Raw genomic sequence first — 22,097 nt, 5'->3', positions numbered from 1 at the left:
GAAGGGGCCAGTGAGGATGCCTTCGCCGGCAAGCCGGCTCCTACACCGTCACTCGTCTTCCAGGCCTTTGCGCCGGTAAGGGAAGACGTCGATGATCTTGCCGGCGCGGATGGCGTCCTGCAGGCCCTTCCAGTAGTCGGCGTTGTACAGCTCGCCATGCAACTGGTCGAACAGCCGGCGCTGGCCGGCGTCGGCGAACAGGAACGGCGGGAACTCCTCGGGGAACACATCGTGGGGACCGATGGAATACCAGGGCTCGGAAGCCATCTCGTCTTCCGGCGTACGTGGTGCCGGAATGCGGCGGAAGTTGGCCTCGGTCAAAAAGCAGATTTCGTCGTAGTCGTAGAACACCACGCGGCCATGTCGGGTCACGCCGAAGTTCTTCAGCAGCATGTCGCCAGGGAAGATGTTGGCCGCCGCCAGTTGCTTGATCGCCAGGCCGTAATCCTCCAGGGCCTCGCGCACCTGGGCCTCGTTGGCATGTTCCAGGTAGAGGTTGAGCGGGGTCATGCGCCGCTCGGTCCAGCAGTGGCGGATCAGCACCGTCTCGCCGTCCACGGCCACCGTGGACGGCGCCACCTCCAGCAGTTCCTCGAGGCATGCCGGATCGAACTTGCTCAGGGGGAAACGGAAGTCGGCGAACTCCTGGGTGTCGGCCATGCGCCCGACCCGATCGACGCTTTTCACCAGCCGGTACTTCTCGATCACCGTGGCCCGGTCGACGTTCTTCGACGGCGAGAAGCGGTCCTTGATGATCTTGAACACGGTGTTGAAGCCCGGCAGGGTGAATACGCTCATGACCATGCCGCGCACCCCGGGGGCCATGATGAAGCGGTCGTCGGTGTTGGCCAGGTGGTTGATCAGGGCACGGTAGAACTCCGACTTGCCGTGCTTGTAGAAACCGATCGAGGTGTACAGCTCGGCAATGTGCTTGCCCGGCAGGATGCGCTTGAGGAAGCCGATGAACTCCGCCGGCACCGGCACGTCCACCATGAAATAGGAGCGGGTGAAGGAGAAGATGATCGAGACATCGGCTTCATCGGTGATCAGTGCATCGATCTGGATGCCCCGGCCTTCGCGGTGCAGCAACGGAATCACCAGGGGCCACTGCTCTTCATGGGTGAAGATGCGCCCCACCAGGTAGGCCCCCTTGTTGCGATAGAGCACCGAGGAAAACAGCTCCAGGGTCAGCTCCGGGTCTTTGCATACCCAGTCCGGCAGGTTCTCCCGCAGCTGCGCTTCAAGGCGTCGCAGGTCGCCCGCCAGGTCGGCGTAATCCTCGCTGAATCGGTAGTCGGCAAACACCTGGGCGAGGGTCGCCGAAAGATCGCCCTGGGGCCTGTAGCTGCGGGTCTGCGCAGCCCGGGCCCGACGCAGGCTGGGCCGGGTGGTGTGGATGAACATGCAGCCATCGCTGATCAGGTCATGGCTGAACAGCCCGCAGAAGATCGAGTTGTACCAGGTCTCGGAGAGCTCATCGTCGAAGCGCAGGTCGATCAGGCTGATATAGGCACTCTTCACCAGAGGCCACTGGCTGACCTCCATCAGCAGCTCGGTGCTGAAGGCCTGGTGCAGCCGGGCTACGGTTTCCCCGACCTTTTCTTCGTAGAGGTTGATCCGTGCCGCCGAGGCCTGCTGCGCTTCCTGCCACTGCGCCTGCTCGAAGCGCTGCCGGGCACCGTCGGTGATCTGGCGAAAGTGCTCGCGGTAGTCGTCGAAACCCTCGAGGATCATTCGAGCGATATCGGCGGCGGGCCATGACTGCGACATAAGGAAGACCTCTGCGGGAATTTGCGATGCCTGAGCTTAGCCACTGATACGACCTGAGGAGAAGCGTATTTTTGTCATCGAACGTACGCCGTAAAATGACCCGGTGGTCGCCCAGTGGCTCATCCGGTCGGCCTGATTGCGCCCTGCCCGGCCGCACCACAGGCAGCATCGAGCGCTGCACAGAATCGAACGCAAGAATCAGGGTGCGGACTTTCTTCGTTTCATGGGGCAATAAGGTTTGCCATGCCCAGTCGTGCTGGGCAAGATTCCCGCCCTGCCACCCAAGGAAACTTCCGTGAGACCTGTCGATCTCCTGCGCCTGTTGTCACTGGCCGCCATCTGGGGCGCGAGCTTTCTGTTCATGCGCATCATTGCCCCGGAACTGGGCACTGTGCCCACCGCCTTCTTCCGTGTGTCGATCGCCGCCGTCGGCCTGTTGGTACTGCTGGCGCTGATGCGGGTGAGCTGGGACTTTCATGGCAAGTTCAAGACCGTACTGCTGCTCGGGGTGATCAACTCCGGGCTGCCTGCGACCCTGTACTCGGTGGCGGCCCAGGTGCTGCCCGCCGGTTACTCGGCGATCTTCAATGCCACCACGCCGCTGATGGGGGTGCTGATCGGCGGACTGTTCTTCAGCGAACGCCTGACCCCAAGCAAGATCGCCGGGGTCTGCCTGGGCCTGTTCGGCGTCGGCATCCTCAGCCGCGCCGGCCCGGTGGCGTTCGACCACGAGCTGCTGGTCGGCGCCCTGTCCTGCCTGCTGGCCACCACCTGCTACGGCTTCGCCGGGTTCCTCGCCCGACGCTGGCTGGACCAGGCCGGAGGCCTCGACAGCCGCCTCTCGGCCCTGGGCAGCATGCTCGGCGCGACCCTGTTCCTGCTGCCACTGTTTGCCTACAGCGCCCTCAGCCAGCCACCGGCCAGCTGGGGTGGCTGGAATGTCTGGCTGTCGCTGTTGGGCCTGGGTCTTGGCTGCACCGCCTTTGCCTACGTCCTGTACTTCCGCCTGCTGACCTCCATCGGCCCGGTGCGCTCCATGACCGTGACCTTCATGATCCCGCCGTTCGGCGTGTTGTGGGGGGCCCTGCTGCTGGACGAGCCCTTGTCCATGGGGCACCTCTATGGCGGTGCGCTGATCGCCGCGGCGCTGTGGCTGGTGCTCAGGCCGACGCCGAAAGTCGCGGCCTGATCCCTTGCGCTAGCGACGATCGCCTACTGACTGAAGGGCTGCGCCGGGCTGGGCTTTCAAGGAACGCTCAAGGTGACCAGGTAGGTGCCAGAGGTCACCGGCTTGCCGGACTGGTCGACAAAGGCGTAGTGCTGGTCGTAGTAGCGTCCCTGACGGCCGCTGTCGCTAATCAGCTTGACCTTGACTGCGGAAGGATCCAGGCCCTTGACGCTGACCTGCGGATTGATGGGGGTGATTTCGATCGCTCCGCCACGCAAGCCTTGGGGACACTGGCGTAGATTCAGCCCGGTGTCGACCGCGTTGGAAGCACAGTTGGTTTCCGTGATGCTGCCGGTAAAACGGATGACCCCTTGCGTCCCTGGGGCCCCTGCGAAACAACTGCTCGATAGTCCAAAAAACAAACCGAAAGCGGCTGAAGCTAGCGCTACGTTCATACTGACTCTCCTTGGTATTAAGGACTATGTCGTCAGTCTAGGCAGTGGCTTTAACTTTTAAGGTTTTTCTGATTGACCATTTGGAAATAGCCAACGGAAAAACCTGACATCCAGGCTTCAAAAATACCTTGAGGCTTGGATCCAGCCACTCCGTTTCATCAGACCTGAGGGCCGTTGCGCGACGCTTTTCGCCGCGATCCAATCCTCTCTCGCAATAATGCCATATAGCCACCATTGAGCGCCGTTGTCGACCCATCCTGCAATCGAAACTCCGCGCCAGCCAGGCCTTGCACCCGGCCGCAGATGCCAGCGGCGACCCAGAAGGCCGCCGCCAGGTCCATCAAGCGTGCTTGCGGAACACAAACACCAGCCCGACGATGATCAGGCCCATTCCCAGCAGGCTGAGCAACGCCAGGCGGTTGCCGAAAAAGGCATAGTCCATCAGCGCGGTCACTGCCGGTACCAGGTAGAACAGGCTGGTGACATTCACCAGGTTGCCCTGGGCGATCAACCGGTACAGCAACAGCGTGGCCAGTACCGAGACCACCAGCCCCATCCACAACACCGGAATCACGAACCCGGCGCTGTGCTCGAAATGGAACGGCTGGAAGGGCACGATCACCGCGCACACCAGCATTCCCGCCAGGTATTGCACCGGCAATGTGCCCAGCGGGTTATCGGTGATGCGCTTCTGCATGATCGAGCCGACGGTCATGCTCACCAGGGCCAGCAAGCCGCAGAGCATGCCGGAGATCGACACTCCCGCCAGGCCGATGCCCTGGTACACCACCATGATCAACCCGGTAAGCCCCAGGCCCAGGCCGAACAGACGGCTCCAGGAACGCTGGCGCTCCATCAGCACCACGGTGAGGATCGGCTGCACCCCCATGAGGGTGGCCATGACGCCAGGGGTGACCTTCAGGTCCAGGGCCAGGATGTAAAAGACCTGGTAGGCCCCCAGCAGCACCAGCCCCGTGGCCACGGCAAAGCCCATGGCCCGACGGCCCCTCGGCAACCGGAGCTTGAGCAACGGCACCAGCAGCACCAACCCGATCAGGGCGATGGCAAAGCGCATCAGCAGGAAGGCAAAGGGTGAAGCGTGGTCCAGGCCCCATTTGGAGAAGATCGCGCCACTGCTCCAAAGCAGGACGAACAAGCTCGTGGAAGCCGCCGCAAGCGCGGACTTTTTTGAAATAAGCAGCATGAAAACCACCTGTAATCAGGCAAAAAGCCAACTCAGCCAAAGCTGAAATTCAGTAGTGTTTTTTTCAGGCGGGCGCAGGAACCGGCAGCGGTTGCCGATCAGCCCGAGAAGCCAACGCCCGGCGGTGATACGACTGCGTACACCGGCGTGCTACTGACAGGTGGGGGGGTAATGGCTGATCTGCACAGGCTGTTGATTCCCGCACGGCACGACGCCAGCGTTGACCGCTGAAACCACTACCGCGTTGAGAGGGGAACCTGTCATGTGCCGATCTTTCTTGATGAGGGGAAAAACGGTGAATCCGGGGATGCACCGAGCGCCGAATATAACCAGCGCCCGATATTCACTGCAAGACTTATCCGAACAACCACTTCCACAACAGCACCAGCACCAGCACCGCCAGGACCGGACGCAGAACGCGGTAGAGGGTGGGGTTGCGGCGCTTCCACTGCTTGACCACGCCGCTGAAGCTGTCGCTGAAACGCTTGCTCCAGGCGTAGGCCTGGTTGATCCCGCCGACCCGCTCGTCGTCGAGGTTCTGCGGCGCGGTGGCACGGCCCAGTTGGGCGCTGACCCAACGGTTGATGCGGGTCATCAGGCGGCTGCTCAGGGGCCGCTCGATATCACAGAAGAGAATCACCCGAGTGGTCTCGGTTTCGTTCTTCACCCAGTGCACGTAGGTCTCGTCGAACATCACGTCCTCGCCGTCGCGCCAGGCGTACTCTTCGCCGTCGACGAAGATCCGGCAAGCGTCGGAGTTGGGGGTCGACAGGCCCAGGTGATAACGCAGGGAACCGGCAAAGGGGTCGCGGTGCGGGTTCAGGTGGCTGCCACCGGGCAGCAAGGCGAACATCGCACCCTTGACGTTGGGAATGGCGCTGACCAGTTCCACGGTTTTCGGGCACAGGGCTGCGGCCGACGGCAGTGGCTTGTCGTACCACTTGAGGTAGAACCGCTTCCAGCCCTTCTTGAAGAAGGAACCGAAACCGGCGTCGTTGTTCTTCTCCGCCGCGCGAATGTACCCCTCGTCGAACAGGTGCATGGCCTCTTCGCGGATCACTTCCCAGTTGTCACGCAGCACATCCAGCTCGGGAAACTTGCTGCGGTCCAGGTAGGGTTTGGAGGGTACGCCGGAAAACAGGTACATCAGCGCATTGTAGGGGGCGAACAGCGCCGAATGGTTGACGAACTGGCGCAGGACCGGCAGGCGCGCCTTGCCACGCAAATGCACGTAGAGAATGCTGCCGATGAACAGCGACAACACCGCGAACTTGGCGGCAAAGGAAAAGCTCATGCAACAACTCCTTGAAAATAGGTGCCCATGGGGGAGTCTTCACCCGACCTGGCAGCCGGCAATGATAAACACTCCAGGGCCCGGGAAAAACCCGCACAACCCAACATTCAGCGTTAACGGATGCGCAACAAATGCCTTAAGTAGCATAAGGCGCCTGGCCGGTGACTGATGTGGATCAGGCATTCACCGACCTGTGGTCCCCGGCAGGAGCACCCGGAGACTGGGAGGCCGGCGCGCCCCTGCGGGTTACTGCTGGTTTTCCTGCTCGGTGAACAGGTCGCTGAACAGCATGCTCGACAGGTAGCGCTCGCCGGAATCCGGGAGGATCACCACGATGGTCTTGCCCTGCATCTCCGGGGTTTCCGCCAGGCGTACCGCCACGGCCATCGCCGCACCGCAGGAAATACCGCACAGGATGCCCTCTTCCTGCATCAGGCGCAGGGCCATGGCCTTGGATTCCTCATCGGTCACCAGCTCGACCCGGTCGACCATTTCCAGGTCGAGGTTCTTGGGCACGAAGCCGGCACCGATGCCCTGAATCTTGTGCGGGCTGGGCTTGATCTCTTCCCCGGCCAGCTTCTGGGTGATCACCGGCGACGTCACCGGCTCCACCGCCACCGAGAGGATCGGCTTGCCCTGGGTCTTCTTGATGTAACGCGACACGCCGCTGATGGTGCCGCCCGTCCCGACCCCGGCCACCAGCACGTCCACCGCGCCGTCGGTGTCGTTCCAGATTTCCGGCCCGGTGGTCTTTTCGTGGATGGCCGGGTTGGCCGGGTTGTCGAACTGCTGCGGCATGAAGTACCTGGACGTATCGCTGGCCAGGATTTCCGCGGCCTTGTCGATCGCCCCCTTCATGCCCTTGGCCGGTTCGGTGAGCACCAGCTCGGCGCCCAGGGCCTTGAGCACCTTGCGCCGCTCGATGCTCATGGACGCCGGCATGGTCAGCATCAGCTTGTAGCCACGGGCGGCGGCGACGAACGCCAGGCCGATCCCGGTATTGCCCGAGGTCGGCTCGACAATGGTCATGCCCGGCTTGAGCTTGCCGCTGCTTTCGGCGTCCCAGATCATGTTTGCGCCGATCCGGCATTTCACCGAGTAGCCCGGGTTGCGCCCTTCGATCTTGGCCAGGATGGAGACCCCGCGCGGGGCGATGCGGTTGATCTGCACCAAGGGCGTATTACCGATGGAATGGGCGTTGTCAGCAAAAATTCGGCTCATGGCTGGGTCCTTATGCAGCAGTGAAGAAGTGCTCAAGGGTATGCCTGGTGCCCGTGAGCGTCCAGTCGCACCGAACCCCTGTGACGGTGAGCAGTCAATGCCTTATACGGCTGGAGATCTCCCACTATGAAAGCTCGTTACCGTTGGCCCCTATGGACCCTGGCAGGCCTGGCGCTGGTGCTGGTAGCCCTGCACCTCGCCCTGCCCTACCTGGTGCGCGACTACCTGAATGGCAAGCTGGCGGACATGGGTGACTACCGCGGGCAGATCGCCGATATCGACCTGGCCCTGTGGCGCGGGGCGTACCGGATCAACGGCCTGGAGATCGTCAAGGTCAGCGGCAAGGTGCCGGTGCCTTTCGTCAAGGCGCCGCTGATCGACCTCTCGGTGAGCTGGCATTCGCTGTGGTATGACCACGCGGTGGTAGCCAAGGCGCAGTTCGTCCAGCCGGAGCTGAACTTCGTCGACGGCGGGGCCGACAAGCAGGCCTCGCAGACCGGTGAAGGCACTGACTGGCGCGCCCAGTTGGGCAAGCTGCTGCCCATCACCCTGGACGAGGTGCGGATCGACGACGGCAAGATCCACTTTCGCAACTTCAGCTCCACGCCGCCGGTGAACATCGGCGCAACCCAGGTCAACGCCAGTTTCTACAACCTGACCAATGTCGTGGACACTCAGGGCAAGCGCGATGCGCGCTTTGACGGCAAGGCCCTGCTGCAGGGCCAGGCGCCCATGGAAAGCACGGCCACCTTCGACCCCTTGAGCAATTTCGAGAACTTCGAGTTCCGCCTGCGGGCCCGGGACATCGAGCTCAAGCGCTTCAACGACTTCGCCTCGGCCTACGGCAAGTTCGACTTCAACGCCGGCCACGGCGATGTGGTGATCGAGGCCCAGGCCGAGAAAGGCCAGCTGCATGGCTACATCAAGCCACTGCTGCGGGACGTGGAAGTGTTCAACTGGCAACAGGATGTGGAGAACCGCAACAAGAGCATTTTCCGCTCGGTATGGGAGGCGCTGGTCGGCGCCAGCGAAACCGTGCTGAAGAACCAGCGCAAGAACCAGTTCGCCACCCGGGTCGAACTCAGTGGTAGCGTGCACCAGCAAGATATCAGCGCGTTCCAGGCTTTTTTGCAGATTTTACGCAACGGCTTCGTCCAGGCGTTCAATGCCCGCTATGAGCAGCCCAAGCCTTCGACTGACTGAGTCACCCCGTGACGCCTCATTCAGAGACTGAATGGGGCGTCTACGTTCACAGTCGACCGGGCGCCGCGTTATAGTCGGCCACCGCGTTTATTCATCCGACCTGCCCCGGGCAGCTCGCCGTCACCGTTTCGAGGAATTGCAGATGAAGTTCGAAGGCACCAGCGCATACGTCGCCACTGATGACCTGAAGCTGGCAGTCAATGCCGCCATCACCCTGGAGCGTCCGCTGCTGGTCAAGGGCGAACCCGGCACCGGCAAGACCATGCTCGCCGAGCAGTTGGCCGAATCCTTCGGCGCCAAGCTGATCACCTGGCACATCAAGTCCACCACCAAGGCCCATCAGGGTCTCTATGAGTACGACGCGGTCAGCCGCCTGCGGGACTCCCAGCTGGGCGTGGACAAGGTCCACGACATCCGCAACTACCTGAAGAAGGGCAAGCTCTGGGAAGCCTTCGAGTCCGAGGAGCGGGTGATCCTGCTGATCGACGAGATCGACAAGGCCGACATCGAGTTCCCCAACGACCTGCTGCAAGAGCTCGACAAGATGGAGTTCTACGTCTACGAGATCGACGAGACCATCAAGGCCAAGCAGCGGCCGATCATCATCATTACCTCCAACAACGAGAAAGAGCTGCCGGACGCCTTCCTGCGCCGCTGCTTCTTCCACTACATCGCCTTCCCCGACCGCACCACCCTGCAGAAGATCGTCGACGTGCACTATCCGGACATCAAGAAGGACCTGGTCAGCGAAGCCCTCGACGTGTTCTTCGATGTGCGCAAGGTGCCGGGCCTGAAGAAGAAACCGTCCACCTCCGAGCTGGTGGACTGGCTCAAGCTGCTGATGGCCGACAACATCGGCGAAGCGGTGCTGCGCGAGCGCGACCCGACCAAGGCCATCCCGCCCCTGGCCGGCGCCCTGGTGAAGAACGAGCAGGACGTGCAACTGCTCGAACGCCTGGCCTTCATGAGCCGTCGCGGCAGTCGCTAAGAGGCTGATGCCATGTTGCTCAACCTGTTCAATGAAATGCGCGCGGCCAAGGTTCCGGTCTCGGTGCGCGAACTGCTGGACCTGATCAACGCGCTCAAGCAGCGCGTGACCTTCGCCGACATGGACGAGTTCTACTACCTCGCCCGGGCGATCCTGGTGAAGGACGAACGGCATTTCGACAAGTTCGACCGGGCCTTCGGCGCCTACTTCAACGGCCTGGAAAAACTCGACGACCACTTGCAGGCGCTGATCCCCGAGGATTGGCTGCGCAAGGAGTTCGAGCGCTCCCTGACGGACGAAGAGCGGGCACAGATCCAGTCCCTGGGCGGCCTGGACAAGCTCATCGAAGAGTTCAAGAAGCGCCTGGAAGAACAGAAGGAACGCCACGCCGGCGGCAACAAGTGGATCGGCACCGGCGGCACCAGCCCCTTCGGCTCCGGCGGCTTCAACCCGGAAGGCATCCGCGTGGGTGACGCCGGCAAGCGCCAGGGCAAGGCGGTCAAGGTCTGGGACCAGCGCGAGTACAAGAACCTCGACGACTCGGTGGAACTGGGCACCCGCAACATCAAGGTGGCCCTGCGCCGGTTGCGCAAGTTCGCCCGCCAGGGTGCGGCGGAAGAACTGGACATCGATGGCACCATCGACCACACCGCGCGGGATGCCGGGCTGCTGAACATCCAGATGCGTCCGGAGCGGCGCAACAGCATCAAGTTGCTGTTGCTGTTCGACATCGGCGGTTCCATGGATGCCCACGTGAAGATCTGCGAGGAACTGTTCTCGGCCTGCAAGACCGAGTTCAAGCACCTGGAGTACTACTACTTCCACAACTTCATCTACGAATCGGTGTGGAAGAACAACCTGCGCCGCGGCTCGGAACGCACCTCGACCCAGGACCTGCTGCACAAGTACGGTGCCGACTACAAGGTGATCTTCGTCGGCGACGCCGCCATGGCCCCCTACGAGATCACCCAGGCCGGCGGCAGCGTCGAGCACTGGAACGAGGAAGCCGGTTATGTGTGGATGCAGCGCTTCATGGAAAAGTACAAGAAACTCATCTGGATCAACCCCTACCCCAAGGACACCTGGGGCTACACCGCGTCCACCAACATCGTGCGCGACCTGATCGAGGACCAGATGTACCCCCTGACCTTGCGCGGCCTGGAAGAAGGCATGCGTTTCCTGTCCAAATAAACCCGTTCGCCAGCCAGCTGGCTCCTACCCAACCCTGTAGGAGCCGGCTGGCCGGCGAAGCGCTTGTCCATCACCCAAAACGCCGCAAGAACGCCACCTGCTGCTGATGCGCCGTCTCCTGTACCACCGGCGCCAAACGCAGCTCACTGCCCGGCAGGCACTGTGCCAGCCGCGCCAGGGACAACGGCGTCAGCGCCCCCAGTCGCGGATAACCGCCAATGGTCTGCCGATCATTGAGCAGAACGATCGGCTGGCCATCCGGCGGCACCTGGATCGCCCCCAGGGGAATGCCCTCGGAAATCATCGGTGGTCCCTGATACTGCAATTGTGGCCCCAGCAGGCGCGCGCCCATGCGGTCGGCACGGCTGTCCAGGGTCCAACGGCTGTTGAAGGCATCGAACAGGCTCAAGCCGCTGAACTGGCCAATCTGCGCACCCAGGATCACCTCCAGGGGGGCCGCGGATTGCCAATCCGTCAACTGCGCGGGCGACAGGCTCTTGAGCGCCCCACCCTGCCCTGAATAGCCCAGCCAGGCGCCCTCGCTCAGCGCCCGGCCATGACCGTCGAGCCCACCCAGGGATTCGCGCAGCACGCTGGCACAACTGCCCAGCACCCTGGGCGCATCGAAACCGCCCGGCGCCGCCAGGTACGCCCGCGCACCGAAGAAGGGTTGAGTGAAACGCAGGCGCTGGCCTTTTTGCAGGACAAAACTGCGCCCCGGGGTCAACGGCCGCTCATCCACATAAGCCCCAAGATCAGCGCCGGCCAGGGCCAGCAGGCAATAGTCCTCGGCCACCAGGGTCAAGCCGCCGAGGGTGATTTCCACCACGGGCGCATCCAGGGCATTGCCCAGCAACCAGTTGGCCCAGGACATGGAGACCCAGTCCAGCGCTCCGCCCTGGGTCACCCCCAGGTGGCGCACGCCAAAACGCCCGGCATCCTGCAGCAGGCACAGCGGGGTGCTGGCCTCGATCAGCAAACGGCTCATGCCGGCACCTCCAGTGGCGTGTCATCGCCCCCCAGGCGCAGGAACTCGGCCCGCTCCACCGCGGCAAAGCGCACCCGGTCCCCTGGTTGCATCAGGCTGTAGCCGTCGCGCTCGCGGTCGAACAAGCGGCTTGGGGTGCGGCCGATCAGGTTCCACCCTCCCGGCGATACCACCGGGTAAGCCGCGGTCTGCCGTTCGGCAATGCCGACGCTGCCGGCTGCCACACGCTTGCGCGGGGTGTTCAAGCGGGGGCTCGCCAGCGCCTCTTCCACCAGGCCCATGAAGGCGAATCCGGGCGCGAAGCCCAGGGCAAACACTTGATATTCACGCTGGCTGTGACGCTCGATCACCTCGGCCACCGACAGCCCGCTGCGCCGGGACAACAACTTCAGCTCCGGCCCGACACTGAGGTCGTACCACACCGGCAGCACATGCTCGCGCCCGGCCTGAGTGGTGCCTGGCGTGAGATCGGTCAAGGCGACCTCGATCCGCTGCCGGGCCTCGGACGGGCTCAGGGCCAGCAAGTCGTAATGCACCATCAGCGTGGTGTAGGACGGCACCAGATCGACCAGCGACTCGCCAAAGGCCCGCCGCAGCCCTTCGGCGGCGGCCAGCATCCAGGGCATGTTGTCCTCGGCGATCACCTCGAACAGACGCACCATCAGGCAGTCGATGGCAACTACTTCAACCTGTGGCTTCATAGGCCGGACTGCTGGTTCAGGGCCTCGCGAATGCGCTGCACCGCCGCCACCGAACTGGCGTTGTCGCCATGCACGCACAGGGTGTTGGCGTGCAGCAGCAAGGCGCTGCCGTCGCTGGCGGTCAGGGTTTCGCCCCGGGCAATGGTCAGGGCCTGCTGGAGGATGGTTTGCGCATCGTGGTGCACCGCCCCGGGCAATTGCCGCGACACCAGGTGCCCGGCACTGTCGTAGGCGCGATCGGCAAAGGCCTCGAACCACAGGGTCACGCCGAACTCGTCGCCCAGGGCCTGGGCCGCGCTGTTGTCGCGGGTGGCCATGAGCATCAGCGGCAGTTGCGGGTCGTAGGCCGCCACCGCCTGGATCACCGCTCGCAGCTGGGTCGGCTTGGCCATCATGTCGTTGTACATCGCGCCGTGGGGTTTGACGTACTCGACCCGGCCGCCCTGGGCCCGGCAGATGCCGTCCAGCGCGCCGATCTGGTAGTGCAGCAGGTCCTGGATTTCCTGGGGCGAGTAGCTCATGGAGCGGCGGCCAAAGCCGGCCAGGTCCTGGTACGCCGGGTGGGCGCCGATGCGCACACCATTGGCCAGGGCCAGGGCCACGGTCTTGCGCATGATGCCCGGGTCGCCGGCATGGAAGCCGCAGGCAATGTTGGCGCAGTCGATAAAGGGCATCACCTCGGCATCCAGGCCCAGGGTCCAGTTGCCAAAGCTTTCGCCGATGTCGCAATTCAATAACAGGCGGCTCACGGTCAGTGCTCCTGTGGTTTTTATAGGGTAGCTGTGGGGCGGCACGCGCTCTGCCCCGCAGATTATCAGTTAGCGCGCCTCAAGTTCCTTGCCCCGGGTTTCCGGCAGGCTCAGGGCTGCCAGCACCACCACCCCGTAGGACACCGCGGCAAAGCTGCCGATGGCTACGCTCAGGGGCACATGCTGGCTGAGCAGGCCGATCAGCAGCGGGAACAGCGCCGCCAGCGCCCGGCCGCTGTTGTAGCAGAAACCCTGGCCGGAACCGCGGATCCGCGTGGGGAACAGTTCAGTGAGGAAGGCGCCCATGCCACTGAAGATGCCCGAGGCGAAAAAGCCCAGGGGAAAGCCCAGCCAGAGCATCACCGCGTTGCTCACCGGCATTTGCGTATAGAGCAGGACAATGGTGAAGGAGCCCGCGGCGAACAGCACGAAGTTCTTCTTGCGCCCGAGAATATCCGTCAGGTAGGCGCTGATCACATAGCCCGCGTAGGAGCCGAAGATCACCATGGCCAGGTAGCCACCGGTGCTGAGCACGCTCAGGCCGCGCTCGGTCTTGAGGAAGGTCGGCAGCCAGAAGGTGATGGCGTAGTAGCCGCCCTGGGCGCCTGCCGCCAAAAGTGAAGCACGCAGGGTGGTGCTGAGAATCCCTGGAGCGAAGATCTCGTAGAAGCGCGCCGGGTTGCTCGGCACTTCGCGCGCCTTGGTTTCCCGGTAGACCTCGGGGTCCTTGACCAGGCGGCGGACGAAGATCACGAAGATCGCCGGCAGGATGCCCAGCAGGAACAGCCCGCGCCAGGCATCTTCCGGTGGCAGCAGGGAGAACAGCAGCGCATACAGCAGCGCCGTCAGCCCCCAGCCCAGAGCCCAGCCGGACTGCACCATGCCCACCGCCTTGCCGCGGTTCTTGGCGCGGATCACTTCGCCGATCAGCACCGCGCCGGCGGTCCATTCGCCACCGAAACCGAAGCCCATCAGGGTGCGGGCGATCAGCAACTGTTCGTAGTTCTGCGCAAGGCCGCAGAGAAAGGTGAAGACGGCAAACCACAGTACCGTGAGTTGCAGGGTGCGTACTCGGCCGATGCGGTCGGAAAGGATGCCGGCAATCCAGCCGCCCAGGGCCGAGGCCAGCAAGGTGCTGGTATGGATCAGGCCGGCTTCGGCGGAAGTGATGCCCCACAGCGCGATCAGGGTCGGAATCACGAAGCTGAGCATCTGGGTGTCCATGCCATCCAGGCCATAACCTATCTTGCAGCTCCAGAATGTCCGGCGTTCCTGCTGATTGATGTCCCGGTACCAGTCAAACGGGCCGGCGCGGCGCGAAGCCTTGGCGGCCAGTGTTTCGGGCGCACTCATGGCGATCTCCAGGGTAATTTATTGGTGTTGTTCTGGGCCCCGACGACGCATATCGTGGGTTGAGCCATTCTTCGGTTCAGGCACAACCGGCGTCCAACTAATAAAAACCGCCCCAAGGCATAAGAAAAGTTGATCCCATGAATCTCAAGTTTCTCGAAACCTTCGTCTGGGTCGCGCGGCTGAAGAGCTTCAGCCTCACCGCGGACAAACTCTTCACCACCCAGGCGGCCATCTCCAGCCGGATCGCGGTACTGGAGGGCGAGTTGGGGGTGAAGCTGTTCCTGCGCGACTCCCGCGGCGTCAGCCTGACCCCGGAAGGCCTCAAGGTGCTGGAGCACGCCGAGCAGATGCTCGACACCCTGCAGGCGCTGAAACAATCGATCGAGGCGCCGTCGAGCAAGGTCGGGCGGATTCGCATCGGCGTCATGGACACGGTGATCCACACCTGGCTCAGCCCCCTGGTGGCGGAGATGATGGACCACTACCCGCAAGTGGAAATCGAACTGGTGGCCGACACCTCGCTGAACCTGTGCGAGCAACTGCAAAAAGGCTTTCTCGACCTGGTGCTGCAGACCGACCTGCTGCGCCAGGAGAGCATCCGCAGCCTGGAGCTGGCCAGCCACCCGGTGGGCTGGATTGCTGCCAGCAATTCGATCTACAACCGCGACTACGCCAATCTCGCCGAGCTGGCCCGGGAGCGGATCATCACCTATTCGAAGAACTCCCTGCCCCACCAGCAAGTGCTCGGCCTGATGCAGGCCAACGGGGTGCTGGCGCCACGGCTCAATTGCGTCAACTCGGTGTCGGCCATCACCCGCCTGCTCAGGGACGGCTTCGGGATTGGCGCCCTGCCGCCGGTGCTGGTGCGCGAGGAACTGGCCCGGGGCGAACTGACCCTGCTGGCCATCGAACAGCGTCCACCGAACCTGCAGGTGGTGGTGTCATGGCGGGTGGGAGTGGAATTGGTGGAGGACATTGTCGAGCTGTGCCAGCGCGTGGTGCAGCGCTATGGGCAAAAGGTCGGCGAGGATTACCTGGTGCTGATCGCCCCCCAGTAAAAACCGCCATCCCCCTTTGTAGGAGCTGGCTTGCCAGCGAAAGCGATCTTCAGCCAGATGCAGGGCTTGCGGGCCCCTTCGCCGGCAAGCCGGCTCCTACACAGAGAACCAACTCGACACGACTCCCGTAGGAGCTGGCTTGCCAGCGAAAGCGATCTTCAGCCAGGTGCAAGGCTTGCGGGCCTCTTCGCCGGCAAGCCGGCTCCTACACAGAGAACCACCTCGACACAACTCCCGTAGGAGCTGGCTTGCCAGCGAAGGCGATCTTCAGCCAGGTGCAGGGCTTGCGGGCCCCTTCGCCGGCAAGCCGGCTCCTACACACAGAGAACCAACTCGATACGACTACCGTAGGAGCTGGCTTGCCAGCGAAGGCGATCTTCGGCCAGGTGCAGGGCTTGCGGGCCCCTTCGCCGGCAAGCCGGCTCCTACAGGGGGTCAGAGGCCTTTGAGGTCGCGCTCTTCGATCGGCCGGCTCTGGCGCAGGCGCCGGCCGCCCAGCACCACCCAGTCGATCAGCCGGTACAGGCATTCCAGCCCGAACGACAGCAGCAAGGCGCCGCTCATGCCCCAGATCATCGCCTCCGGGGTCAGCAGGATCTGGTAGCTGTAGCCATCCCAGGTCTCCTTGCGAATCGCCGGATCCGCGGCCAGAACCACTTGCAGCATGCGGATGTACCACGGCCCCTGCATCGCCTGGTACTGCTTGTCCAGGGCCAACTGACGGTTGAGCAAGGCGCTCAGGCTTTCGGCGTCGCTGCGAAACACCGGGTCATCGCTGGCCCGGTAGTGCGCCACCAGGGCGTTCAGGTCACCCTTGAAGAACTGCTGGGCGGTGCCCTGGAAGCCTTGCAGGCTGTTCTGCGATTCGATCATGTGGGCTTCGACACGCTTGGCGTAGTCGCTGATGAAACCCGGCACTTGCACACCGATCAACAGGCCGGCGGCGAACAGCACCAGCCGCAGATAACTGAGCAACATAGGGATGTCCTTATTCGGTCTGGCCCTGGCTGACGCATTCACCGCGCCGCCACAGGCTCCACTGGCCCGGTTGGTAGCGGGTCCAGGTTTCGTTTTCGGTCAAGGGTTCGGTGGCGATCACCGTGACCACGTCGTTGGGCGTGGTTTCGGCCTGGAAGTCGACGATCACATCGACGTCCTTCAGCCGGGCCGGGCCGAACGGCGCGCGCCGGGTGATCTGTGCCAGCTTGGTCGAGCAATAGCAGAACAGCCAGTCGCCGTCGCTGAGCAGGCCGTTGAACACACCCTTGCTGCGGTATTCGCTGCAGGCCTGGATCAGGGTCGGCAGCAGTTGCTCGATCTCCACCGGCTCGGGGAAGGCCTCGCGCACTCGGTTGAGCAGGTCGCAGAATGCCGCCTCGCTGTCGGTATCCCCCACCGGGCGGTAGAAGCTGAGGCTCGGGTGAAAGTCCGCCAGTTGGCCGTTGTGGGCAAAGCACCAGTTGCGCCCCCACAGTTCACGGACAAAGGGATGGGTGTTGGCCAGGCAGACCTTGCCGACGTTGGCCTGGCGGATATGGCCGATCACCACTTCGCTCTTGATCGGGTAGCGCTGCACCAGGTTGGCCACTTCCGACTCGCTGCTGGCCGCTGGGTCCTGGAACAGGCGCAGGCCACGGCCTTCGTAGAATGCGATGCCCCAACCGTCGCGATGGGGACCGGTGCGGCCACCACGCTGCATCAGCCCGGTAAAGCTGAAGACGATATCGGTCGGTACATTGGCGCTCATGCCCAACAACTCACACATGTTCGGACTCTCGCTTCAATGCCGGGGCAGCGTTACAAACGCGGCTCGACCCGCGTGTTCAGGGGGGCACTGCCAGCCGGAGCACGGCCATAGCGGTCGTTGCCGGCACCGCCAAAGGGCTGGTCGTCTTCCACTTCGGCGACCTTGGCCGCGGCTTTCACCGCTTCGTTGCGCTCCCGGCGCTCCCTGGCCGAACGCTCGATGGGCCAGCGGACCAGCACGAAGAGCAGGTACAGGCCAAAGGCGATCATGCCGTACATGAACAGGTCGGAGACCGCTCGCCAGGCGTTGTTGCCCACCTTGAAGGCGATGTCCAGGGCGGTGATGGCCACGGCCGGGGCCAGTTTTTCCTTGACCGGGTCGATGATGGTCGGGCTGAACAGCAGCACCGCCACCAATACACGCAGCGGCTCGCGCAGCCAGCGCCACATCCAGCGGGTCAGGCGCATCCATACCAGCAGGCAGCCCAAGGCGGCGAAGGCGTAGAGGCCCCAGGCGATCAGATAGTCGTTCTCGGTCATGGTGTCCATGGCAAGGCAGGCAAAGAGGCGCTTATGATAACGACTTTTCCCGTGTCAGGCTGCACCGCCGTCTGCCAAGCCCTCATTTGTCATCGTTCGAGAGCCACCCATGCCCTTACCCGCCAACGACACCAGCGCCCCGATTGCCCACAAGGCCGAAGGCGCTGACCCGTATGCCTGGTTGCAGGAACGCGACACCGATGCGGTGCTCGACTACCTGAACGCTGAAAACAGCTACCTGGACGCTCAGTTGGCCCATCAGGCGCCCCTGCGCGAAACACTGTTCCAGGAGATCAAGGGCCGGATCCTCGAGACCGACCTGTCGCTGCCCTCGCCCTGGGGCCCCTACCTGTACTACACCCGCACCACTGCCGGCGATGAATACGCCCGCCACTACCGCTGCCCGCGCCCGGCGGACGACAGCCTGGTGGTGGACGAAAGCCACGAACAACTGCTGCTCGACCCCAATGCCCTGGCCAACGGCGGCTTCTTCTCCCTCGGCGCCTTCAGCATCAGCCCCGACCATCAGCGCCTGGCCTACAGCCTCGACACCACCGGCGAGGAAATCTACACCCTGTTCATCAAGGAGCTGGCCAACGACAAGGTCAGCCAACTGTCGTTCGACAACTGCGACGGCAGCATGACCTGGGCCAATGACAGCCTGACCCTGTTCTTCGGCGAGCTGGACGACACCCACCGCCCGCACAAGCTGTACCGCTACCGCCTGGACGGTACCGCAGCCGAAGAAGTGTTCCACGAGCCCGACGGGCGCTTCTTCCTGCATTGCTACCGCGCCAGCTCCGAGCGCCAGTTGCTGCTGTCTCTGGGCAGCAAGACCACCGGCGAAACCTGGGCCCTGGACGCCGCGCAGCCACAGTTGCCATTCACCTGCCTGGCGCCCCGGGTCGAAGGCCATGAATACGACGTCGACCACGGCCAGCTCGACGGCCAATGGACCTGGTTCATCCGCAGCAACCGCGAAGGCATCAACTTCGCCCTGTACCAGGCCGCCGACAGCGGCGCGGTGCCCGAGCAGGACGACTGGCAACGGCTGGTCCCGCATAACGACGCGGTGATGCTCGACGGCGTGACCCTGAATGCCAGCGCCATGACCCTGAGCCTGCGCGAAGGTGGCCTGCCGATCATCGAGGTGCACCCGCAAGGCTTGCCCTCCTACCGGGTGCAACTGCCCGACGCAGCCTACAGCCTGCACGTGCAGAACAGCCTGGAGTTCGCCAGCGAACGCATCCGCCTGCGCTACGAAGCGCTGAACCGCCCGGCCCAGGTCCGCCAGTTGCACCTGGCCGACGGCCAGCAGCAGGTACTCAAGGAAACCCCGGTGCTGGGTCCGTTCGACCCCGACGCCTACGTCAGCCAGCGTCTCTGGGCCACCGCCGCCGATGGCACCCAGGTGCCCATCAGCCTGGTGGTCAAGCGCGAATGCCTGGGCCAGCCGACGCCGTTGTACCTGTACGGCTACGGTGCCTATGGCGAGAGCCTCGACCCCTGGTTCTCCCACGCTCGCCTGAGCCTGCTGGATCGCGGCGTGGCCTTTGCCATCGCTCATGTGCGTGGCGGCGGCGAGCTGGGTGAAGCCTGGTACCGCGCCGGCAAGCAGGAGCACAAACCCAACACCTTCAGCGACTTCATCGCCTGTGCCGAGCACCTGATCGCCCAGGGCCTGACCACTTCCCGGCAACTGGCGATCAGCGGCGGCAGCGCCGGCGGCCTGTTGATCGGCGCCGTGCTCAACCAGCGCCCAGAGCTGTTCCAGGCGGCGATTGCCGAAGTGCCGTTCGTCGATGTGCTGAACACCATGCTCGACCCCGACCTGCCCCTGACCGTCACCGAGTACGACGAATGGGGCAACCCCGAAGACCCCGAGGTCTATGCGCGGATCAAGGCCTATGCGCCCTACGAGAATGTCCGGGCCCAGGCCTACCCCGCGACCCTGGTGATCGCCGGCTACAACGACAGCCGCGTGCAGTACTGGGAAGCGGCCAAGTGGGTGGCCAGGCTGCGGGCGACCAAGACCGACGACAACCTGCTGCTGCTCAAGACCGAGCTGGGCGCCGGCCATGGTGGCATGAGCGGGCGCTACCAGGGATTGCGTGACGTAGCTCTCGAATATGCCTTTGTCCTGAACATTCTGGGCCTGGGTTGAGGAACTCCCGGCGGCGCTCCGGTCTTAACCCAGGATCGCCGCCGGCATACGCCGGACCGGGCTTGCCCCCGTGCAACAGAGACAAGAAAAAGACCGTGACCCCATGACCGAACCGACCTTACTCAACAACGAGATCCGCGACTGGCTGATGGACTGTGGCCTGTTCGATCTCTTGCTGCCCGCCGATTTCAACGCCGCTGCCGGCTACTTCAGCATCAGCAGCATCCCCCAGGGCCAGGCGATCTTCCACGAAGGCGATGCCGGCAGCTTCATGTGCATCATCCACAGCGGCCAGGTGGCCGTGCAGAAGAACAATCATGAAGGCCAGCCCCAGACCATTGCCACCCTGCGCAGTGGCCGGGCCTTTGGCGAAATGGCAGTGCTCGATGGCGAGCGGCGCTCGGCCAGTTGCGTGGCCGCCAGCGATTGCCAGTTGCTCAACCTGGGCAAGGACTCCCTGGAGAAGATGCTCAACGACGCGCCGAAGATCGCCGCGAAGATCATTCGCGCCCTGGCAGTCTCCCTGTCCAAGCGCCTGCGCATGGCCGACGGCCAGTTGCTTGCGCAACAGTTCTAGGCGCCTGATTGCCCCGCACCTGTTGCGCGGGGCTTGCTCCCCCTCGGCCGCGTAGCGGTCGTAACAGCGGAGCCGCGTTGTTACGGTTGAAACCACCAGGCGGCCGCTGGCGCAGCGCCCCCCAGCGAGAGCAGGCGCCCTCGCCACCTAGCCCCGGTACAGGCATCACCCCTGCGCCTTGGCCTTGTTGTCGTTCTGCTCCAGGCCCGGCAGGGTCTGGTCCTTGGGCGGCTTGGGCATGTCGATCGGTGGCAGCAGAGGCGCGCTGCCGCTGCTGCCGGCCTTGGGCGTGGTCGGCGGGGTGACTTGCGGATAAGGGGTCGGCGTGGCGGTGCCGGGCGTTCCCAGGGTCGGCGTCGGGGTCACCACCGGGGCGCTTTGCGAGTCGTCCGCCGAGGCTGCACCGACGCTCATCGCCAGGGCAGCAGTTAGCGAGAGCGCCGTGCGGGCAATCACCGTTAGAATAGTGCGCTTCATCAATGGCTCCATTGCTATTGTCTGGCGTCAGGCTACTCCCAACCGGGCGGTTTTGCCTTCCTCAATGAGATCTCCATGAAACGTTTCGTACTGCTGGACACCACTGCGATTCCCGATAACGGCGGTGCCTTGTGCCTGTTCGAATACGGTGAGGATTTCGTCATCAAGATCCAGGGCGGCGACGGCGGCCAACTGATGAACACCCGCATGCACGGCTCCGAGGATGCCCTGGCGCAGATCCCCTGCAGCAAGGTGGCCGGACGCCCGAACTCGCGGGTACTGATTGGCGGCCTGGGCATGGGTTTCACCCTGGCCGCCGCCCTCAAGCACCTGGGCAAGAGCGCCGAGGTGGTGGTCGCCGAGCTGGTGCCCGGGGTGGTGGAATGGAACCGCGGCCCCCTCGGGGAAAAGTCCGGCCGGCCACTGCTGGACCCGCGCACGGTGATCCGCCTGGAGGACGTGGCCAAGGTCCTGCAAGCCGAGCCCCAGGGCTTCGACGCAATCATGCTGGACGTCGATAACGGCCCCGAAGGCCTGACCCAGAAGGCCAACAGCTGGCTCTACTCCAGCGCGGGCCTGGCCGCCTGCGCCCGGGCCCTGCGGCCCAAGGGGATACTCGCGGTGTGGTCCGCCAGCGCCGACCGGCAGTTCTCCGAGCGCTTGCGCAAGGCCGGCTTCAAGGCCGAGGAAGTGCAGGTATTTGCCCACGGCAACCGCGGCACCCGGCACACCATCTGGATTGCCGAGAAGCTCAAGGCCTGAGCTAAACTTGATTCATAACCGTCATCAGTCTTTCCCAACAAGGTGAACCCATGAGTTCGACCAACACCTCCAAACTGGACCGCATCCTTGCCGACGCCCAGCGCGACCGGGAAATGGGCTACCGCGACAAGGCCCTGAAGATGTATCCCCACGTCTGCGGTCGCTGCGCCCGCGAGTTCTCCGGCAAGCGCCTGAGCGAATTGACCGTGCACCATCGCGACCACAACCATGACAACAATCCCCAGGACGGCTCCAACTGGGAACTGCTGTGCCTGTACTGCCACGACAACGAGCACTCGCGCTACACCGACCAGCAGTATTTCGGCGAAGGCTCCCTGAGCACGCCGAAAGTGGCCAAGGCCACCCACAACCCGTTCGCCGCCCTGGCCGGGTTGATGAAGAAAGACGACGAGTGATTGCCTGCGGCCGGGCGCCCTGCCCGGCCTTGGGCTTAAGCTCCCGGTGTGAAGCTCTCTGCATGCCGCGCC

The 22,097-nt window shown here is 63.7% G+C and carries 22 protein-coding genes; 9 read left to right on the top strand and 13 right to left on the bottom strand.

Annotated features, from left to right (window positions below; genetic code table 11):
* Nucleotides 1-48: 48 nt before the first annotated feature.
* Nucleotides 49-1,770, bottom strand: coding sequence for a bifunctional isocitrate dehydrogenase kinase/phosphatase (aceK, locus tag U873_RS0109255; RefSeq protein WP_025127981.1), 1,722 nt, complete (start codon nucleotides 1,768-1,770; stop codon nucleotides 49-51).
* Between the two features lie 295 nt (nucleotides 1,771-2,065).
* Between aceK and U873_RS0109250 the strand changes: the two genes are divergently transcribed.
* Nucleotides 2,066-2,959 (top strand): DMT family transporter, encoded by an 894-nt coding sequence (locus U873_RS0109250; protein ID WP_025127980.1) that lies wholly within the window; start codon nucleotides 2,066-2,068, stop codon nucleotides 2,957-2,959.
* Nucleotides 2,960-3,015: 56 nt separating this feature from the next.
* On the opposite strand, the gene U873_RS37175 is transcribed toward U873_RS0109250, so the two are convergent.
* From U873_RS37175 to cysK, 4 genes are all read right to left on the bottom strand, one after another.
* Nucleotides 3,016-3,216, bottom strand: a complete 201-nt coding sequence (locus tag U873_RS37175; protein ID WP_256244312.1) for a hypothetical protein — start codon at nucleotides 3,214-3,216, stop codon at nucleotides 3,016-3,018.
* 517 nt (nucleotides 3,217-3,733) lie between these two features.
* Nucleotides 3,734-4,597, bottom strand: a complete 864-nt coding sequence (locus tag U873_RS0109240; protein ID WP_025127978.1) for a DMT family transporter — start codon at nucleotides 4,595-4,597, stop codon at nucleotides 3,734-3,736.
* A gap of 355 nt (nucleotides 4,598-4,952) precedes the next feature.
* Nucleotides 4,953-5,891, bottom strand: a complete 939-nt coding sequence (locus U873_RS0109235; protein ID WP_025127977.1) for an aspartyl/asparaginyl beta-hydroxylase domain-containing protein — start codon at nucleotides 5,889-5,891, stop codon at nucleotides 4,953-4,955.
* A 246-nt stretch (nucleotides 5,892-6,137) separates the two neighbouring features.
* Complete coding sequence (cysK, locus tag U873_RS0109230) at nucleotides 6,138-7,112, bottom strand: cysteine synthase A (protein WP_025127976.1); 975 nt, start codon at nucleotides 7,110-7,112, stop codon at nucleotides 6,138-6,140.
* Between the two features lie 126 nt (nucleotides 7,113-7,238).
* Between cysK and U873_RS0109225 the strand changes: the two genes are divergently transcribed.
* The 3 genes from U873_RS0109225 (at nucleotide 7,239) to U873_RS0109215 (ending at nucleotide 10,494) form a co-directional block, all read left to right on the top strand.
* The gene (locus tag U873_RS0109225) at nucleotides 7,239-8,315 is read left to right on the top strand and encodes a DUF748 domain-containing protein (protein ID WP_025127975.1); all 1,077 of its coding nucleotides are present in this window, start codon (nucleotides 7,239-7,241) and stop codon (nucleotides 8,313-8,315) included.
* A gap of 142 nt (nucleotides 8,316-8,457) precedes the next feature.
* Nucleotides 8,458-9,303: a MoxR family ATPase gene (locus U873_RS0109220; RefSeq protein WP_011059855.1), complete on the top strand. Its 846-nt coding sequence runs from the start codon at nucleotides 8,458-8,460 to the stop codon at nucleotides 9,301-9,303.
* A gap of 12 nt (nucleotides 9,304-9,315) precedes the next feature.
* On the top strand, nucleotides 9,316-10,494 hold the full coding sequence (locus U873_RS0109215; RefSeq protein ID WP_025127974.1) for a VWA domain-containing protein: 1,179 nt from the start codon (nucleotides 9,316-9,318) through the stop codon (nucleotides 10,492-10,494).
* 70 nt (nucleotides 10,495-10,564) lie between these two features.
* On the opposite strand, the gene U873_RS0109210 is transcribed toward U873_RS0109215, so the two are convergent.
* The 4 genes from U873_RS0109210 to U873_RS0109195 all read right to left on the bottom strand — a co-directional run bounded on the left by U873_RS0109210 (nucleotide 10,565) and on the right by U873_RS0109195 (nucleotide 14,285).
* Nucleotides 10,565-11,482, bottom strand: coding sequence for a biotin-dependent carboxyltransferase family protein (locus U873_RS0109210; RefSeq protein WP_025127973.1), 918 nt, complete (start codon nucleotides 11,480-11,482; stop codon nucleotides 10,565-10,567).
* Complete coding sequence (gene pxpB, locus U873_RS0109205; protein ID WP_025127972.1) at nucleotides 11,479-12,183, bottom strand: 5-oxoprolinase subunit PxpB; 705 nt, start codon at nucleotides 12,181-12,183, stop codon at nucleotides 11,479-11,481. The genes U873_RS0109210 and pxpB overlap by 4 nt, the downstream gene beginning before the upstream one ends.
* Entirely contained in the window at nucleotides 12,180-12,932 is a 753-nt protein-coding gene (locus U873_RS0109200) for a 5-oxoprolinase subunit PxpA (protein ID WP_025127971.1), read from the bottom strand. The genes pxpB and U873_RS0109200 overlap by 4 nt, the downstream gene beginning before the upstream one ends.
* 69 nt (nucleotides 12,933-13,001) lie before the next feature.
* Nucleotides 13,002-14,285: an MFS transporter gene (locus U873_RS0109195; protein ID WP_025127970.1), complete on the bottom strand. Its 1,284-nt coding sequence runs from the start codon at nucleotides 14,283-14,285 to the stop codon at nucleotides 13,002-13,004.
* 137 nt (nucleotides 14,286-14,422) lie between these two features.
* Here U873_RS0109195 and U873_RS0109190 point away from each other — a divergent pair, with 137 nt between their 5' ends.
* Nucleotides 14,423-15,343: a LysR family transcriptional regulator gene (locus U873_RS0109190; RefSeq protein ID WP_025127969.1), complete on the top strand. Its 921-nt coding sequence runs from the start codon at nucleotides 14,423-14,425 to the stop codon at nucleotides 15,341-15,343.
* Nucleotides 15,344-15,778: 435 nt separating this feature from the next.
* On the opposite strand, the gene U873_RS0109185 is transcribed toward U873_RS0109190, so the two are convergent.
* The 3 genes from U873_RS0109185 to U873_RS0109175 are packed head-to-tail and all read right to left on the bottom strand — an operon-like array spanning nucleotide 15,779 to nucleotide 17,638.
* Complete coding sequence (locus tag U873_RS0109185) at nucleotides 15,779-16,321, bottom strand: DUF2937 family protein (protein WP_025127968.1); 543 nt, start codon at nucleotides 16,319-16,321, stop codon at nucleotides 15,779-15,781.
* Between the two features lie 10 nt (nucleotides 16,322-16,331).
* Nucleotides 16,332-17,108: a class II glutamine amidotransferase gene (locus U873_RS0109180; protein WP_025127967.1), complete on the bottom strand. Its 777-nt coding sequence runs from the start codon at nucleotides 17,106-17,108 to the stop codon at nucleotides 16,332-16,334.
* A 32-nt stretch (nucleotides 17,109-17,140) separates the two neighbouring features.
* Nucleotides 17,141-17,638, bottom strand: a complete 498-nt coding sequence (locus U873_RS0109175; RefSeq protein ID WP_025127966.1) for a hypothetical protein — start codon at nucleotides 17,636-17,638, stop codon at nucleotides 17,141-17,143.
* Nucleotides 17,639-17,738: 100 nt separating this feature from the next.
* On the opposite strand from U873_RS0109175, the gene U873_RS0109170 reads away from it, so the two are divergent.
* Complete coding sequence (locus U873_RS0109170) at nucleotides 17,739-19,793, top strand: S9 family peptidase (protein WP_025127965.1); 2,055 nt, start codon at nucleotides 17,739-17,741, stop codon at nucleotides 19,791-19,793.
* Nucleotides 19,794-19,896: 103 nt separating this feature from the next.
* Nucleotides 19,897-20,370 carry a cyclic nucleotide-binding domain-containing protein gene (locus tag U873_RS0109165; protein WP_025127964.1) on the top strand — a complete coding sequence of 158 codons (474 nt, stop codon included), beginning with the start codon at nucleotides 19,897-19,899 and terminating at the stop codon, nucleotides 20,368-20,370.
* A gap of 165 nt (nucleotides 20,371-20,535) precedes the next feature.
* On the opposite strand, the gene U873_RS0109160 is transcribed toward U873_RS0109165, so the two are convergent.
* On the bottom strand, nucleotides 20,536-20,847 hold the full coding sequence (locus U873_RS0109160) for a hypothetical protein (protein WP_025127963.1): 312 nt from the start codon (nucleotides 20,845-20,847) through the stop codon (nucleotides 20,536-20,538).
* Between the two features lie 75 nt (nucleotides 20,848-20,922).
* Between U873_RS0109160 and U873_RS0109155 the strand changes: the two genes are divergently transcribed.
* Nucleotides 20,923-21,609, top strand: coding sequence for a spermidine synthase (locus U873_RS0109155; protein ID WP_025127962.1), 687 nt, complete (start codon nucleotides 20,923-20,925; stop codon nucleotides 21,607-21,609).
* 50 nt (nucleotides 21,610-21,659) lie between these two features.
* On the top strand, nucleotides 21,660-22,025 hold the full coding sequence (locus tag U873_RS0109150; protein WP_007926907.1) for a YajD family HNH nuclease: 366 nt from the start codon (nucleotides 21,660-21,662) through the stop codon (nucleotides 22,023-22,025).
* The last annotated feature ends 72 nt before the right edge of the window (nucleotides 22,026-22,097 follow it).

Source organism: Pseudomonas sp. PH1b (genome assembly GCF_000633395.1).
Lineage (GTDB): Bacteria > Pseudomonadota > Gammaproteobacteria > Pseudomonadales > Pseudomonadaceae > Aquipseudomonas.
Note: the sequence above shows the minus strand (reverse complement) of the source record. Positions and strands in the feature narration are given on the sequence as shown.